13 protein-coding genes are annotated in these 14,054 nt (G+C 39.1%); 4 read left to right on the top strand and 9 right to left on the bottom strand.

Features of this window, described 5'->3' with window-relative positions; translation table 11 throughout:
• Positions 1-106: 106 nt before the first annotated feature.
• From BVC88_RS08000 to pyrF, 3 genes are all read right to left on the bottom strand, one after another.
• Positions 107-742: a NeuD/PglB/VioB family sugar acetyltransferase gene (locus tag BVC88_RS08000; protein WP_075350137.1), complete on the bottom strand. Its 636-nt coding sequence runs from the start codon at positions 740-742 to the stop codon at positions 107-109.
• Positions 743-785: 43 nt separating this feature from the next.
• Positions 786-2,093 carry a DUF2851 family protein gene (locus tag BVC88_RS07995; protein WP_075350136.1) on the bottom strand — a complete coding sequence of 436 codons (1,308 nt, stop codon included), beginning with the start codon at positions 2,091-2,093 and terminating at the stop codon, positions 786-788.
• A gap of 268 nt (positions 2,094-2,361) precedes the next feature.
• Entirely contained in the window at positions 2,362-3,180 is an 819-nt protein-coding gene (gene pyrF, locus BVC88_RS07990; RefSeq protein WP_075350135.1) for an orotidine-5'-phosphate decarboxylase, read from the bottom strand.
• A gap of 525 nt (positions 3,181-3,705) precedes the next feature.
• Here pyrF and BVC88_RS07980 point away from each other — a divergent pair.
• On the top strand, positions 3,706-4,872 hold the full coding sequence (locus BVC88_RS07980) for a hypothetical protein (protein WP_139316544.1): 1,167 nt from the start codon (positions 3,706-3,708) through the stop codon (positions 4,870-4,872).
• A gap of 244 nt (positions 4,873-5,116) precedes the next feature.
• On the opposite strand, the gene BVC88_RS07975 is transcribed toward BVC88_RS07980, so the two are convergent.
• A complete protein-coding gene (locus tag BVC88_RS07975; RefSeq protein ID WP_075350132.1) occupies positions 5,117-5,992 on the bottom strand; it encodes a lysylphosphatidylglycerol synthase transmembrane domain-containing protein in 876 nt (291 codons plus the stop codon).
• Positions 5,993-6,010: 18 nt separating this feature from the next.
• Positions 6,011-6,997, bottom strand: a complete 987-nt coding sequence (locus BVC88_RS07970; RefSeq protein WP_075350131.1) for a glycosyltransferase — start codon at positions 6,995-6,997, stop codon at positions 6,011-6,013.
• 119 nt (positions 6,998-7,116) lie between these two features.
• Here BVC88_RS07970 and BVC88_RS07965 point away from each other — a divergent pair, with 119 nt between their 5' ends.
• Complete coding sequence (locus BVC88_RS07965; RefSeq protein ID WP_075350130.1) at positions 7,117-8,769, top strand: ArnT family glycosyltransferase; 1,653 nt, start codon at positions 7,117-7,119, stop codon at positions 8,767-8,769.
• Between the two features lie 169 nt (positions 8,770-8,938).
• Here BVC88_RS07965 and BVC88_RS07960 read toward each other — a convergent pair whose 3' ends face one another.
• The 4 genes from BVC88_RS07960 to rpsU all read right to left on the bottom strand — a co-directional run bounded on the left by BVC88_RS07960 (position 8,939) and on the right by rpsU (position 12,053).
• Positions 8,939-10,444 carry an ArnT family glycosyltransferase gene (locus BVC88_RS07960; protein ID WP_075350129.1) on the bottom strand — a complete coding sequence of 502 codons (1,506 nt, stop codon included), beginning with the start codon at positions 10,442-10,444 and terminating at the stop codon, positions 8,939-8,941.
• Positions 10,445-10,504: 60 nt separating this feature from the next.
• Complete coding sequence (gene hpf, locus BVC88_RS07955; protein ID WP_075350186.1) at positions 10,505-10,810, bottom strand: ribosome hibernation-promoting factor, HPF/YfiA family; 306 nt, start codon at positions 10,808-10,810, stop codon at positions 10,505-10,507.
• A gap of 35 nt (positions 10,811-10,845) precedes the next feature.
• The gene (locus BVC88_RS07950) at positions 10,846-11,730 is read right to left on the bottom strand and encodes a tyrosine-type recombinase/integrase (protein ID WP_075350128.1); all 885 of its coding nucleotides are present in this window, start codon (positions 11,728-11,730) and stop codon (positions 10,846-10,848) included.
• Between the two features lie 128 nt (positions 11,731-11,858).
• On the bottom strand, positions 11,859-12,053 hold the full coding sequence (gene rpsU / locus BVC88_RS07945; protein ID WP_075350127.1) for a 30S ribosomal protein S21: 195 nt from the start codon (positions 12,051-12,053) through the stop codon (positions 11,859-11,861).
• Positions 12,054-12,618: 565 nt separating this feature from the next.
• Here rpsU and BVC88_RS21150 point away from each other — a divergent pair.
• On the top strand, positions 12,619-12,825 hold the full coding sequence (locus tag BVC88_RS21150) for a hypothetical protein (protein ID WP_139316543.1): 207 nt from the start codon (positions 12,619-12,621) through the stop codon (positions 12,823-12,825).
• On the top strand, positions 12,825-13,973 hold the full coding sequence (locus BVC88_RS07940) for a hypothetical protein (protein ID WP_075350126.1): 1,149 nt from the start codon (positions 12,825-12,827) through the stop codon (positions 13,971-13,973). Before BVC88_RS21150 ends, BVC88_RS07940 begins: the two co-directional genes overlap by 1 nt.
• Positions 13,974-14,054: the final 81 nt, after the last annotated feature.

Here is a 14,054-nt window from a genome sequence, read left to right as displayed (position 1 = left end):
CCCTGTTTCGGCAGGGTGTTTTGGTTAAATTTAAGATGTAAGATATAAAATGTCTGATTTAGATTCCACCTAGAAGCCCAATGTAAATGGGACTCTAGATATATTTCTACTTCACTTTTGCAGCAGGATTTCCAAATACAGTTTCGCCATTTCCAACAGTGGAAATTACAACCGATCCAGCACCTACTCGGGCATTTTTACCAATAGTGACACCAGAAATTATGGTAACCCCGCTTCCAATAAAAGCGCCTTCTTCGACAGTCACGTCTGCATTAATCACAGATCCAGCGCCTACCTGCACGAAATCTCCAAGCTTGGCCTGATGATCAATAATGGCTCCAGAGTGCAAAATACAATGGCTTCCAATAGTTGCCGCTGTCCCAATATTGACTTTGGCATTGATAAAGTTACCATGCCCAATCGTAGCATCAGTAGAAATATAAGCCGTCTGATGGATCGCATTTACTGGCTGCACTTTTCGACGATCGTGAAGCATTTCCACCAAGAATTTCCGGTATTTGTTATCATCAACTGCTACAAATGCTTCCGCTTTTTGACCAATTAATTTCAGGAACCCATCATCTTCTGTACTTCCCAAAACTGAAACGGTATTGATTTCTGTTCCATGGAGTTTTTCATCCTCTTCCAAAAATCCAAATACCACTACATTATTGCTATTGAAGATCTCTAATGCAGGATGTGCGATACCTTTCGCTCCAAAAATGATTACCGGTTTTTCCATAATTGCTTTAATTCAGGGTGCAAAAATACGGCTTTTCACGAGCTTAGCCAACACCTGCTTTGGAATCCGATTTAATCAAGCTCTGTGCAATCTTACATTGCAAGCATTTTTTGGGTTGACAATAGGTTTTAAACTGCCCAATCATCCCTTGGGAATCAAAACCGTTTTCCGCGCTCCAACCAACTGCTTCGAATTTCCGGATGATAAAATTTGATTCCGCTGAGAGCTCTTGAAGCAAGTCAAAACAGCGCTCCTGCCAATCCGGTTGTTGGAAAAATCGTCCGTAAGCAAACCAAAGTGGAACCACATAATTAATCACCAAAAGCTGTAATACTGAACTTGAAACGCCTTTCGAAGAAGCTTTTTCACTTGGTTTTCCAAAATTATAGTGATGCTTCCAATAATCACTAGGAGTGATTTGTAGCAATTTTCGAAAAGAAGAAAAGTCTCTGGAATCCTCCATGACTGCCTGAAGCAAGCTCGGAGCTTGAGCCAAGATAGCGACCAATTGAGCAATCCGAAGACTGGGAAAATTCGTCGGGCGAACTCCCATAAAAGTCCAATGCTGTCGCTTCATTGAATCCTCCCAACCATACTTTTTCTGATAAAACTCATACTCCCGAATCAAAAATTGGACATACGGCTCCTCCGAATTCGATGGTAATAAGCCGGCCTGACCGAAAAGCATAGCCTCTAAAACAGTGGGCTGATTCCGATGTTTAAGAAGCATTTTATAAGGAACTCGCTCCGCTAATTCCAGCATCGCCTGAGAATTAACCTTAAACCCAAAGGCATTGAAAAGCCAGCGATAGGCCGTCTCCTCCCAATCGCCTTTGGTTTGATCAAGTAGCTTTAGAATTACCTCTGATTTTTCCTGCAATCGCTCCACCAAGGCCTTTTCCAAGGTAGAAAATCGAATAATCTCTGGAACATCTTTCACCCCATGCGCACAGGGCAAATCAGCTTTATAATCCAACATCCGCTCATAATTTCGCCAGATCTCCAGAAAAATCTTCCCCTTCAATTCCAGAGTTGGCATGGGCGTGCCGTCATTCCGAAAAACCTCCTGGTCATTTTCCCAGACTACATGGAGCACTACCGAATTATAAGCCGGGTCTCCTCCATGAGCATGCTGCTTCCAGTCAGACGCCAATCGATGTACCTCCACATGACCATGAAAGGCAATCCCATCAATCTCAACCACTGAATCTCTGAAATCGGGGCCTTCGCTCAGATTATGAAATCCAACCTGAATAATCCGGATAGCTTCTCCATTGGTGCCTTGGAGTTCTTTTTTGTCGAAGTATTGATACTTCCAGACGAGTTGTAAAAAATCCTCTCTAAAAACCATAAACAATTGTAGACTAAAAGTTTATGGAATATAAAAGAAAAAGTTAAGATTCAAAAAATGATTTTTGTGATTTTAAGAAAGATTGGTTGAGTTAAAGTCAGAAAATATGTATTGGCTTTAAAGCCAGAAGAAATACTTGACAAATCAAAGATTGGGAAAAGCACTGAGTTTGGCTGCTTCGATCTCCTGTCTTCCGTCCTTAAAGTCAAAGGGAATTAAATACAGGCAGGTTGCTCATAAAAACTAATTTGGGAAATGAACTCAGATTTTAACCTAAATACTTTTCCAACAACCCCTTCATTTCCTCTTGAAGAACTTGAGCTTCTCTTCTTGCGGCTTTCGCAAAGTCTTTTTCTTTAGAAGCATAAATGATCCCTCTGCTCGAATTGACCAAAAGCCCGCAGGTGGAATTCATTCCATATTTTGCAACTTCAGAGAGGCTTCCTCCTTGCGCTCCAACTCCAGGAACTAGAAAAAAATGCTCCGGCGCAACTTTTCGTACTTCACCGATCAATTCTCCCCGTGTAGCACCTACCACATACATCAAGTTTTCAGGAGTGCCCCAGTCTTGACTTTTTTCCAAAACTGACTGGTATAGCGGCTTCCCTTGTGTGTCAGAAATCAGCTGAAAATCCGCTGAGCCGGCATTAGAGGTCAAGGCCAATAGGATCACCCATTTATTCTGAAACTCTAAAAAAGGCGAAACTGAATCTGCCCCCATGTAAGGAGCCACTGTAATCGAATCAAATTCCATCGTTTCGAAAAACGCCTTCGCATAGAGCTTGGAAGTATTTCCAATATCGCCTCGCTTGGCATCCGCAATAGTGAAAATATCCTCGGGAATGATCTCCAAAACTTTCTGCAAGCTTTCCCAGCCCTTAGGACCAAGCGCTTCAAAGAAGGCTATGTTTGGCTTATAAGCCACCGCAAAATCCGCTGTCTCCTCGACAATCGCTTTGCAAAAGCTAAAAATCGGATCGGGTTCTGAGAGAAGATGCTTCGGGATTTTTTCCAAATCAGGGTCTAGACCTACACAGAGAAAAGATGATTTTTGCTGGATTTGGGAGAATAGTTCTGAGCGGGTCATGAGAGATTTTTAGAGTTTGGGCAAAAATAGGGATTCCAACTGAGATCAAAAACCCTTGAAAAATACCCATAATTGGGCATTGATTTTTAAAAAAATAGTTTTTTTGAAACTAAAATTTGGCGAATAATAATAATATGTTGTATTGTCTTTAGTTTTCAGGAAGGTCATGAGGATGATAAATGACCTTGGCCAATGGTTGTACGAATTTCAAACTTTAAGATTATGAAAAAATTCAGTTTAATTTTTGCGTTTATTTTGCTAGGTACCGTGAGTACTAGCATCGGTCAAAGCTGCAATGTCACACCTGTTTCAGGGCGGACTTATGTTGCGGGATTTTGTATTGAGTTAATTAATCAATGTGTAGAGCTTCCATCACCTCCTCCTGGTGAACCGGGACTTCCAGGAGACTGCTTTGTAGAAAAGGATGGCCCTACTCCTCCTTCACTGGGGTAGCCTAAAAATGCCAGTTCCCCTCAAAATCTGAGGGGAACTTTATATAATACTGACAATCAATAAATAACTTTTATGAGAACTATCATTCAGCGTCTGGTTTGCTTACTCTTTTTACCGGGAATATATTTTGCCTGTGGACAAAATATGGTTTCAGAAAACAATTCAAATAAAAAGAGAACTCTCGAAATTGAGTTCTCTAAAAATGTTTCTCTGGATATTTCAAACGGTTTTCCAAAACTTCAAGGCAACCCCCTCTTTTATTCGGATGAGACAAACTCATACTTTTATATTCAGACAAGTGAAGGGATCGGAACATTTGATCTGGAAAAAGGTGGAGAGCCTGTTTCCTATCTGAAAGTTTCAGAAATCGAAGGATTAAGAGGACAGAGCTCCACGGGTCAAAATCATTTCATCCCTACTAATCGTGATGGTTTTTTATACTTTGATCGTCGCAATGAGGAAATTTTTGTAATAGAAAATTCTCAGGTTATCCGCAGTCAAAAATTAGCAAGACTTATTCAAGAGGCCCCAAAGCCTCTTTCAGGCGCTCTTAAATTTGCCATTCAGTCAGACCAAATTGTATCTGTCCTTAATATGCTCGAAGTATATGGTAAACCTCCATTTCAATATCAGAAACTGGAAAAAAGCGTAGGACTATTCAGTATAAATCTGCAGGAATTTGAACAAAACCTTCCTCTCCCAAAAGAGTATTTGAATGAAAAAGTAAACGCCTATGACCTGCTGATATCCATGGATTATAACCCTGAGTCAAAGGATTATATCATAAACTTCCCTATCCTCGACGATTTGATTTTTACCAAAGACTTTGAATCTATCAGAAGGCTAAAAGCGACTCCTAAGAATCAATTTGTATCACTTGAAAATCGTCAAGGAGTGAACTTAGCAGAGTGGAAAAAAGAATACTACACGGGAAATTCCTTTTTCACCGTTTATTATGACCCATTTCGGAAATTGTACGTCAGGCATTATCGCCAGAGCCTAACGGATGTAGATTATGATATTGTGACCTCGAATTCGTACAAAATGTTTCACCCTAAGAACAAGAACTTCTTGCTTTTTTTGGATGAAGAAGGCAATCAGCTACACACTATGGATGTATCTGAGTTCAATCACTTGTACATACATTTTGGCAAGGAGGGCATGTATATTTTGAATGACACAGAACTTGAGGAAGAAGATTCGCTCACATTTAGTCTTTTCAGTATTGTGCTAGAGTAACTAAAAGAAACTCCAAAAGCCTATTACATTTTTTTCCAATATCCCATTTATGCCTATATCATAAAACCTTTCTGAGAGAAGATAAGACTCCTCTCCTATATACCAAGAGACCTATGCGTAGCCTTGATATCATCTAAAGCACTGTTAAATCCTTTGGGATAAGCTCAGATTAACTGTGCCAATTGATAGAATAGGAAGCGCTGAATCAGCCTTAAAAGGCTGTAAAACAACTGGAAGTCAATCACTATTGATTTTCTTCTCCCAACTTAACCTTCACAAAAACTCCCAGCAAAGAAACTACTGCTGAAATCAGGAAAAAAATCAGACTAAAAGCTACTGCGGCAGTTTCTGAAATCCCCACATAAGTATGTGCGTAGATAAAAACCAACTCCCGAGCTCCCACTCCTCCAATGGTCAATGGTAACACGGCTACAATCGAGGAAAGCAAAAAGACTAATTGGTAAGACAGGATATTTTCTGTAATCCCCAGACTCCATAAAATAAACCATGCACAAATTAATTGAGCGATTTGACCTGCCATAGACCAGGCATTTGCCGACCAAAAAGAGGGGGGAAAATCTTTGAAAATGAGCTTTTGAAGAAGCCAGAAAGCTGGAAGAGTCAGAATTAATCCCGCAACCATCAATCCATTCCAGCCTGAAGTTTCCAAGAAATCAACCTCAATCTCCACAAGTAGGAAAAATCCAAAAAGTAAAAATACAATCGCCACCAAACCTCCCAAACGATCTAACAAAGCCGCTTGAAGCAATTTTTTGACGGGAGTTTTGAAGTACTTATTTAGCAGATAGATTTTGTAGCCATCTCCTCCGATTCCGCCTGGAAGAAACAGGTTGTAAAACATCCCGATCAGATAAAGCCTGAAATTAAGTTTTTCAGAAAGCTGGAGCCCGATATTTTTGAAGTATTGATTGAGTCGGATAGCCGTAGCTACTTTACTCAGCATAAAAAGAAACAATGCAGGAATCAACCACAGCCATTGGATGGTTTTGGTGATTTCGAGTAATTGATTGGTATCGATTTTTCTGAAAACCAAATAAAGCGCCAAAGCAGTCAGCAGAAGCTTCAGAACAGTTTGGAATTGCTTTTTATATCTCTTCAAAATTTAAGGCAGCTCCTTTCAAACTTCTGATTTTAAACTTCCAATTTCTGCATGCTGACTTTCCGTACTTCCCTGAAAAACCGACTTCACAGTATAAGTCTTCTTATTCTGAGATTCGAAATATGTTCTGACAATAATCTCCGCAATGATACCCGTAGTGATAAATTGAATACCCCCTAGGACTAATATAAAACCGAGAATCATAATCGGTCGGCCCCAGATATCCTCTCCTAGGATTTTCAAGATTAACAAGTAAAAATTGATCAGAATACCAATCAAAAATGCCATCAAGCCGATTCCACCGAATAAGTGAATCGGTCGCTGGAAGTACTTTTGAAAAAAGAGCATTAAGATCAAGTCAGCCATTACTTTGAAGGTCCGGCTTAGACCATACTTCGATTCGCCATGGATTCTAGGATGATGCTTCACATCTACCTCAGTCATTCGGGCTCCTTGCTGCTTAGCTAGGACAGGAATGAATCGATGCAATTCCCCATAAAGTCCCATTCCCTGCGCGATCTCAGCTTTGTAGACCCGAAGCGTACAGCCGTAATCTTTCAAGTACACTTTAGTAGTATTTCGAATCACCCAGTTTGCGATCTTGCTAGGGATTTTTCGCAATACAAAACCATCTTTTCGATTAGCTCTACGGCCTGCCACCACATCCCAATCCTCATCGATTGCTTTATTCAGCATCATAGGAAGGTCTGTTGGATCATTTTGTAGATCCCCGTCCATTGTAGCGATATAGGTTCCTGTCGCCATGTCAATTCCCGCAGCCAGTGCAGTAGTCTGTCCATAGTTCCTGTTGAAAATAATGAGCTTGGTCCGCTCATTAGCATATTTCTTTACCTCGCGAACTGTTCCGTCTGTGGAACCATCTTCAATTAAAATTACTTCGTAGTCAATTGCTTCTAATGCAGCATAAGTTTGATCTAGGAGTGGTTTGATATTTTCCTCTTCGTTGAAAACGGTGATGACAACGGACAATAAGGGCTTGCTCATGGACTAAAATTTGGTCAAAAATACAGTTTTTTACTTCCTACGGCAAAACTAGCTTTGAACTTACCATTAAGCAGAATATAATTTGGGGACTCTTACCCCTTTCACCTTATCTTTGCGGCATGTCTCTAAAAGTCTCCGAAATCAATCCCTGGGTAGTCATGGCTGTTTTTACAGTCTTGATTGGACCTTTTGCATTGAGCTTTCACATGCACTATCCAGACGAAATGTATTACACTGACGCCGCAGTAAAAATGCTTCAAAACGGAGACTACCTGACCACGTATTTGGGTTCTGGGGAATTGCGCTTCAAGAAACCGATCCTGACCTACTGGACTGTCCTCGCAGGCTTCAAGATTTTTGGGGTAAATGCACTTGCCTCCCGTTTTTTCTTTCTTCTCGCAGGTGCTGCAACTGTGGGCTTAACTTATTTACTTTCAAAAACGCTTTTTGACGATCGGAAAATAGCTGGAATTTCTTCCTTAATCATGGCTGCAAATCCTGTCTTGATATTTTCAGCGACACGTTCTATTCCCGATGTATTACTCGTATTGACCATGACCGCCAGTGCGATTGGGTTTGCAGGATTGATTCGCTACGGTAACTACACTCCCAAAAAGTACCTCTGGATCCTCTATATCAGTTTGGCATTGGCCTTTGAAGTGAAAGGTCTTCCTGCCGCTGCTTTGGGTGGCTTAGGGATGTTCGTGCTTCTAATTAATCCTTGGAAACAGATTCATTGGAAAACTCTCTTTTATTTCCCAGCCATCGTACTAAGCACCATGATTGGGCTCTTCTGGTTTGCCGCAATGTGGAAAATTCATGGTCCAACCTTTCTTGACAGCTTTCTGTATGATCAAGTGGGAACTCGTGTGACCTCGCGAGCCCTTCTAATTTTTCAAAATGGACTTCTCGCTTTACTCCTATTGAATGTCATGTTTGTCCCTTGGGTCTTTTTTGGATGGAAAAAAAGCAAGGAAACGGTTCAAAAACTCTGGAATCAAAATCCCACTTTTTTCATTTTTGCACTTTTTTGGACTTTAGCCATTCTTGGAATGGGTGCTTTGACCAGTAAATTTTACGAGCGATACTTGCTTCCAGTGGCTCCTGTGATTGCAGTTTGGATCGCTTGGTTCTTGGTCGAAGCGAAATTTGAAATCAAGAAACAAGAATTAAAATTAGCCTTGGGGATTTTACTCGGGCTGAATTTTATTGTCCTTCTTTTCAGCGTATGGATTAACTTCAAGATGGATTTTGAACTCTTCATCTGGGTTCAATTCCTCGCTGGTATCATAATTTTTGGTTACCTGATTCGTCTTTTTGTTATTGGCGAAAAGCTTCCAAAAGCAATTTCTTACAGTCTTCTACTTCTGTTCTTTTTCATTTCTACAGCAACTTATCGAATTTCACTTCCTGATCAGGGACAACAAGTCAAGATCTTTGCTGCAGAAAATCGACTTTCTCCAGATGGGAAAATAGGTTTTATTGGCAACCTGCACACAAGTAGCAAAATCCGAATTGGCTTGGGGACATCATATGATTTCGTAGATCTTCCCCGATTCACTTTCAGGGAAGTAATCAATGACTATGATCGATTGATTTTAGAGGATAAGTACCTTGATTCAATTGATCATTCCAACTTTAACAAGCGAGTGGTAGCTACCAATTGGAGTTCTCGGCATATTCCAGACTTACTGCTTTCTCTGGGAAAACCTGAATTTGATTCCTTGATGCAGAATCATGGGAAAAAGTATTATCTGCTGGAAGTAAAATAAAATTTTCTGATAATCCACAATGATGCCAGAGTCCTCTTTTTCTTTGCTTATCAGGCTGGAAGACCGATGACCGATGACCGAAGTACCAGTAATGCTAGTGTTTACCAAAATTTAAGTCGCTTTTTACCTTTTACTGGTGCAATTGCGGATATACATGTAAAATTTCCTGTCAAAAGGAGTCAGGAATGAAGGGTTTATACTTTTCCAGGTTTTTCCATACTTGAATCGTCGCTACCCGATTGGGTAACCCTCGAAATTCAATTTTGAATTTCTCCTCATAAATCAACTGATCAAACTCCACAAAATCTCCCGGGGAATCGTAATTCCAACTGACAAAAATCCCCTTCTTCTCTTTCCCCTCAAATTGCTCCAAGCCTGGCCAAAGATCAAATTGGTTTGTTCGGGAGCCCATATTTACCATAAAGGTTTGTGGGTTTCCCGGCAGATAAAAAGCCAACTCCGAGGCCATATGATAGGTCTCCGAAAACACAAAAGCATCTTTAGATCCTAGGCTATCCTGTAAAAACTGAACCCGATCTGCCAAAGGATGATATCCGGAATTGCGCCGGAAAACAGATTTTTCTGCTTTTTTTATAGGAGCAATACTTTTCAAAAACGTAAAGTCTGGCAGAATAAAAAGCAACGGAATCCCAATACTTAGTCCAATTGCCCAATTCCTATAAATAAGCCATTTCCCTTTTTGCTCCACAAGCCATACAGCTGAAGCGATTGCTAAACTACTATAAGCGAATACAGGCCAATTGACTTCTATCGAAGTAAAAAAACTAAGGAAGGCAAAACCTATCCAGGACAAGACAGGGGCCAAGAGCAGAAAAACAGATTTCTGATCCCGATAAAATTTTGACCTTAAAACAAATCCACCAAAAAGTGGTAAAAGAAAAATGGAAATCATTGCAACCTGTCCTCCCAGGTATTCCAATACTTGCTGAGCTGATTTCCCAAAATCGAAAGGGGTAGATTCCCCTCCTGCTCCACCAAGAGCTGCAAGGTGCCTGAAGGTGTAAAAATCATTTTGCCAGTTCCAGATCAACATGGGGATAAAACCAATAAGACTTAGCAGTAGAAAGATCAGAAAATGATTTCTATGCTTTTTCCATGATCCTGAATAGATCATATAAAAAATCAGAAAGGGAAAGGCGAGGATCATAATCAATTTGCTCATGAGTCCAAGAGCTGTAGTGAATCCCGCAAGAATCCACCAGGAAACTTTACCTTCTTCCAATCCCCGATAGATCGCGTACACTGTCAAAATCCAGAAAAAAGTCAATGAGGTGTCAGTCATATGAAAAGTCGATGCAAGCCACCACATAGGCATTGATTGCAGAATCATAGCTGACCAAAACCCAACTTTCGGGGAGTACATTCGCTTACCTAGTAAAAAAGTGATCCAAGAAATCCCAACTCCAAACACAATGGCATTGATTCTTACTCCAATCTCTGTATTTCCCAGAAGTCCGGTACTCAGATAGTTCAGAACAGCCACCATGGGAGGCTTGGAGTAGTAATGCCAGGCCATATTTTGTGACCAAAGCCAATATTGAGCTTCTTCGGTAAAAAGGTCAATCTCAGGTCGGAGGGTAAAAATCAGCTTTGCAACAGCCAATGCAAGGGAAATGATCCAAAAATAAAGGGTGTATGATTTGCGGATTCTCATGGAGCAAAAAAAAGCACTCCTTTAGGGTTTAAGGAGTGCTCAAAATTAATTGAATAATTTTTACTGTCTTGCCAAGACTAATTTTTCTTTATACTTTTTGATTTGTCTTCTCAGTCCCTCTACAGCTTCGTCAGTCGCTGCCTCAAATGAGTCAGCCTGATTCTTTGCAAAGAATTGCTTTCCTGGAACATTCATCTTGATCTCTACGATTTTATTTGCGTTATTTTCATTTTTATCAATTCTCATAAAAACTTCTCCGTCAATAATTTGATCATAAAAGGTGTCCAGTTTATCAGCTTTTTTCTGGATAAAATCGATCAGTTTTCGATCTGCGTCGAAATGAATGGAGTGCATCTGCAGTTTCATATTGATTTGCATTTAGGTGTTGAACAATAATTTATTTATGCTTTAGGGTGTGCCTGTTCGAACACAGCCTTAAGTTTTTCGAGTGAATTGTGGGTATAAACTTGGGTCGCCGCCAAATTCGCATGACCAAGTAAATCCTTGACTGCGTTGAGGTCAGCTCCTTTATTTAATAAATGGGTAGCAAAAGTATGCCTTAAGATATGAGGACTTCGGCTGGAAGTCTGCGCAAAAAGGTCTAAATATTGTTTTACTGTACGATAAACCAGCATAGGGTAACTTTGCTTTCCTTGATTACTGACAATAAAATAGTCACTTTGGTTTGCTTTTAAAAACCTTTCCTCAAATACTTTTTGATACGATAATATATTTCGTTTAAGGGCTGAAGTGATAGGGATTATTCGTTCCTTTTTACGCTTTCCCAGCACTCGGACAGATCCCTCGATGAGATTGAGATCCGACCATTTCAATCCGATCAATTCCGAAAGCCTGACTCCTGTTTGGTACAAAAATTCCATAATCATTTTGTCTCGCTGTCCTTCAAAAGTTGCTTCGTAAACAGCTTCTTCTAAAACGGATTCAATGGCCGACTCTTGTACAAATTCAGGAAGTTTTTTGGGGTTTTTAAGAGATTTTAACTTATAGGTAGGATCCTTTTTAATCAGTCTAGATCGGAGTAAAAATTTATAAAAAGATCTTAGGGTAGCGATTTTCCGATTTACTGTAGTACTGCTTCTTCCTTCATCTACCAGATCTATCACCCAAGCTCTGATTTCAGAATGACCGACATCTTCGATCGATTGTTTTTCAAAAGAAATGGTGACAAACTCCTGAAACTGCTCCAAATCATGGCGGTAGGCTGTCACTGTATGTGCACTTGCTTTTTTCTCGTACGTTAGATAGTTGATAAAGGAATCAATCATTGCCAAAATTTGAAATACAAGTTAAAAGAATATCCTGACTGGAAAAGTGATTTGACTCACCAAATCGCATAAAAAAACGCAGCACTCTAGATGAATGCTGCGTTCGTTATAGTTTTGATCAACTTGGATTACTTAGCTTCTTCAGTCTGAAGTTTTTGCTTATAAGCCGCCTTGATGACCTGCGCTCTTCTTACGATAGAAGGTTTTGTAAATGCTTGTCTTGCTCTCAATTCTCTGACAGCTCCAGTTTTGTCAAACTTCTTCTTAAAACGCTTTAGCGCTTTTTCGATTGATTCGTTCTCTTTTACGTTTACAATGATCATAGTGTACACCCCCTTTCGTGATGCAAAAGTAGTGAATTTTATTTCTAATCAAGACTTATTCTAAAAGTTATTCCTAATGATTTATTGGATCATCCAGAAACACTTTTTTTTAAACTTCAATTTGGAATACTTTTTTGACTGGTGCGACGATTTCTAAATGCATCTCTAACTAAATTTTAACCACTTTAAAAAAAAATGCCTTTTAAATAATTACTAACTAAATTCAACTCATTTGTATTGCAGTTTTCAATCCAATTTTATAGTTTCAAATCGTCATGACATTCAATAAATTAATCAACTTTTAAAAATCAATTTTATGAAAAAAATGATGATTTTAACCTTCGCCGTACTGGGTATGGTCTTGGGTAGTATTTCAGTAGTGCAGCCAACAAAAGCAGCAGGGAATTGTGAATATCTAAGGTCAGACTATACGGGATGTCATAGTTATTTATGCCCTAACGGCTGTACACTGATAGTTTGTCCTAATCCAACTAATCCAGCAGGACCTCCTGAAGTAGGTGAAACCTGTGAATAACCTAACTACTAGATGAAAAAAATAATATTTATGACTATTGGCATACTAGGTATGACTTTGTTCAATATTGTTCTCGCACCGACTGCAAATGCTCAGTCTACAGTAGGATGTGAATATTTAGGTAAAGATGAATGGAATTGCCATAATTACTTCTGTCCAAGTGGTTGCGTAGTTTTTGTTTGCCCAAACTCAAACCCTAACCTACCTTATCCAGAAACAGATCAAACTTGCCCATAATGAAAATTTATATAAAGCGCGTTTTATCCTTTATCCTTAGTTTATCTCTTTTAATTTCATGTCAATCTGATGACGATCAGATTGACAATTTTCCCAAACTCGAGGAACTAGTTTTCATAGATTCGGTTCAAATTTCAGAATCAAGTGGATTTTTCAAAAGACCTTCAAATGCTGCCGTTTTAAATGACTCCTTATTAGGTGTCTCAAGTAATCAAATTAGAGGGATTTGGATATTTGATAAAAATTCTGGCAATGAGAAAAATAGTATTTTGAATAAAGCTATTCTTGAAACCAGTTTTATGATTTCAGGGGTTGATTTTTCTCAATATCCGTTAGTGTTTATTTTAGATGGAATAACTAAGTCAGTTTATCAATTTGATTTAAGTCAAAACGCAAATCAGGAAGATAAATATGTAAATAAAGTTTCCCTAGAAGTACCCGAAGGCTTTCGAATAATGCCTGAAACAGAGACTTTCTTTTTTAATGGTAGTGAATTTATCGTAGAGCTGGCATCGACAACTTTTAAAAGTTCGAAAGACTTTTATAAAAACTCCGATCAGTTCCTAGGAGTATTTGATAGCGAAGGAAAGTTCAAGTTTAGATTTCTCCCCTATCCAGAATCCCTTTCAAAATTGAATGGTTTCCTAGAGCCTTCAAAGGTCTATAATTCTGGATTTATTAAAGCTCAAAATCAACTATTGATATCATTCCCAAGCGAACGGGAAATTTTGATTATTGACAGCCTAGGCAATGAGTCCGGATCGAACAAAATTGCTTTTCCAGAAAGTAGGTATTTCAATTTTGATCTCCCATTATTGCCTGAAGAGGTTTCAAATAATATGGGAGCAATGAAAAATAATCCGGCTGCACATTATTTTGGAGATATTAAAACTGATAATAAATATCTGTACATTCAATCGTTTATGAAGGACAACAAAAATCTTGAACAATGGCTGTTAACTTCCCATGTTATGAAATATAATTTTCAGAGTGAAACTTGGTCAGAAAGTCGGAATCCTGAGAATATTCTGAATTTGGGAATTCTGGCAGGTGTACAAAATGATACTCTTTACTTTATAGAAGCTTCCCTGATGAATAGAAATGAAAAATATATCAAGCGGGCGGTCCTGCGTCCAATTGATAAATAAGGAGCCTTCAACTTACCAAAAGTTCCAAATTTTGTAAAAACTTAATCCATAAAACCAAAAAAGTCCAACTCTCCCGAGTTG

This window comes from Algoriphagus marinus, assembly GCF_001936475.1.
Classification (GTDB): Bacteria; Bacteroidota; Bacteroidia; order Cytophagales; family Cyclobacteriaceae; genus Algoriphagus; species Algoriphagus marinus.
This window is presented reverse-complemented; position numbering and strand designations above follow the sequence as displayed.

What these genes read in the sequence shown, in the direction of transcription:
- BVC88_RS07940 (WP_075350126.1), top strand. Translation starts at nt 12,825, where the DNA reads ATGAAAATTTATATAAAGCGCGTTTTATCCTTTATCCTTAGTTTATCT.
- BVC88_RS07995 (WP_075350136.1), bottom strand. Translation starts at nt 2,093, where the DNA reads ATGGTTTTTAGAGAGGATTTTTTACAACTCGTCTGGAAGTATCAATAC.
- BVC88_RS07960 (WP_075350129.1), bottom strand. Translation starts at nt 10,444, where the DNA reads ATGAGAATCCGCAAATCATACACCCTTTATTTTTGGATCATTTCCCTT.
- BVC88_RS21150 (WP_139316543.1), top strand. Translation starts at nt 12,619, where the DNA reads ATGACTATTGGCATACTAGGTATGACTTTGTTCAATATTGTTCTCGCA.
- BVC88_RS07950 (WP_075350128.1), bottom strand. Translation starts at nt 11,730, where the DNA reads ATGATTGATTCCTTTATCAACTATCTAACGTACGAGAAAAAAGCAAGT.
- BVC88_RS07970 (WP_075350131.1), bottom strand. Translation starts at nt 6,997, where the DNA reads ATGAGCAAGCCCTTATTGTCCGTTGTCATCACCGTTTTCAACGAAGAG.
- rpsU (WP_075350127.1), bottom strand. Translation starts at nt 12,053, where the DNA reads ATGATCATTGTAAACGTAAAAGAGAACGAATCAATCGAAAAAGCGCTA.
- BVC88_RS08000 (WP_075350137.1), bottom strand. Translation starts at nt 742, where the DNA reads ATGGAAAAACCGGTAATCATTTTTGGAGCGAAAGGTATCGCACATCCT.
- pyrF (WP_075350135.1), bottom strand. Translation starts at nt 3,180, where the DNA reads ATGACCCGCTCAGAACTATTCTCCCAAATCCAGCAAAAATCATCTTTT.
- hpf (WP_075350186.1), bottom strand. Translation starts at nt 10,810, where the DNA reads ATGAAACTGCAGATGCACTCCATTCATTTCGACGCAGATCGAAAACTG.
- BVC88_RS07980 (WP_139316544.1), top strand. Translation starts at nt 3,706, where the DNA reads ATGAGAACTATCATTCAGCGTCTGGTTTGCTTACTCTTTTTACCGGGA.
- BVC88_RS07965 (WP_075350130.1), top strand. Translation starts at nt 7,117, where the DNA reads ATGTCTCTAAAAGTCTCCGAAATCAATCCCTGGGTAGTCATGGCTGTT.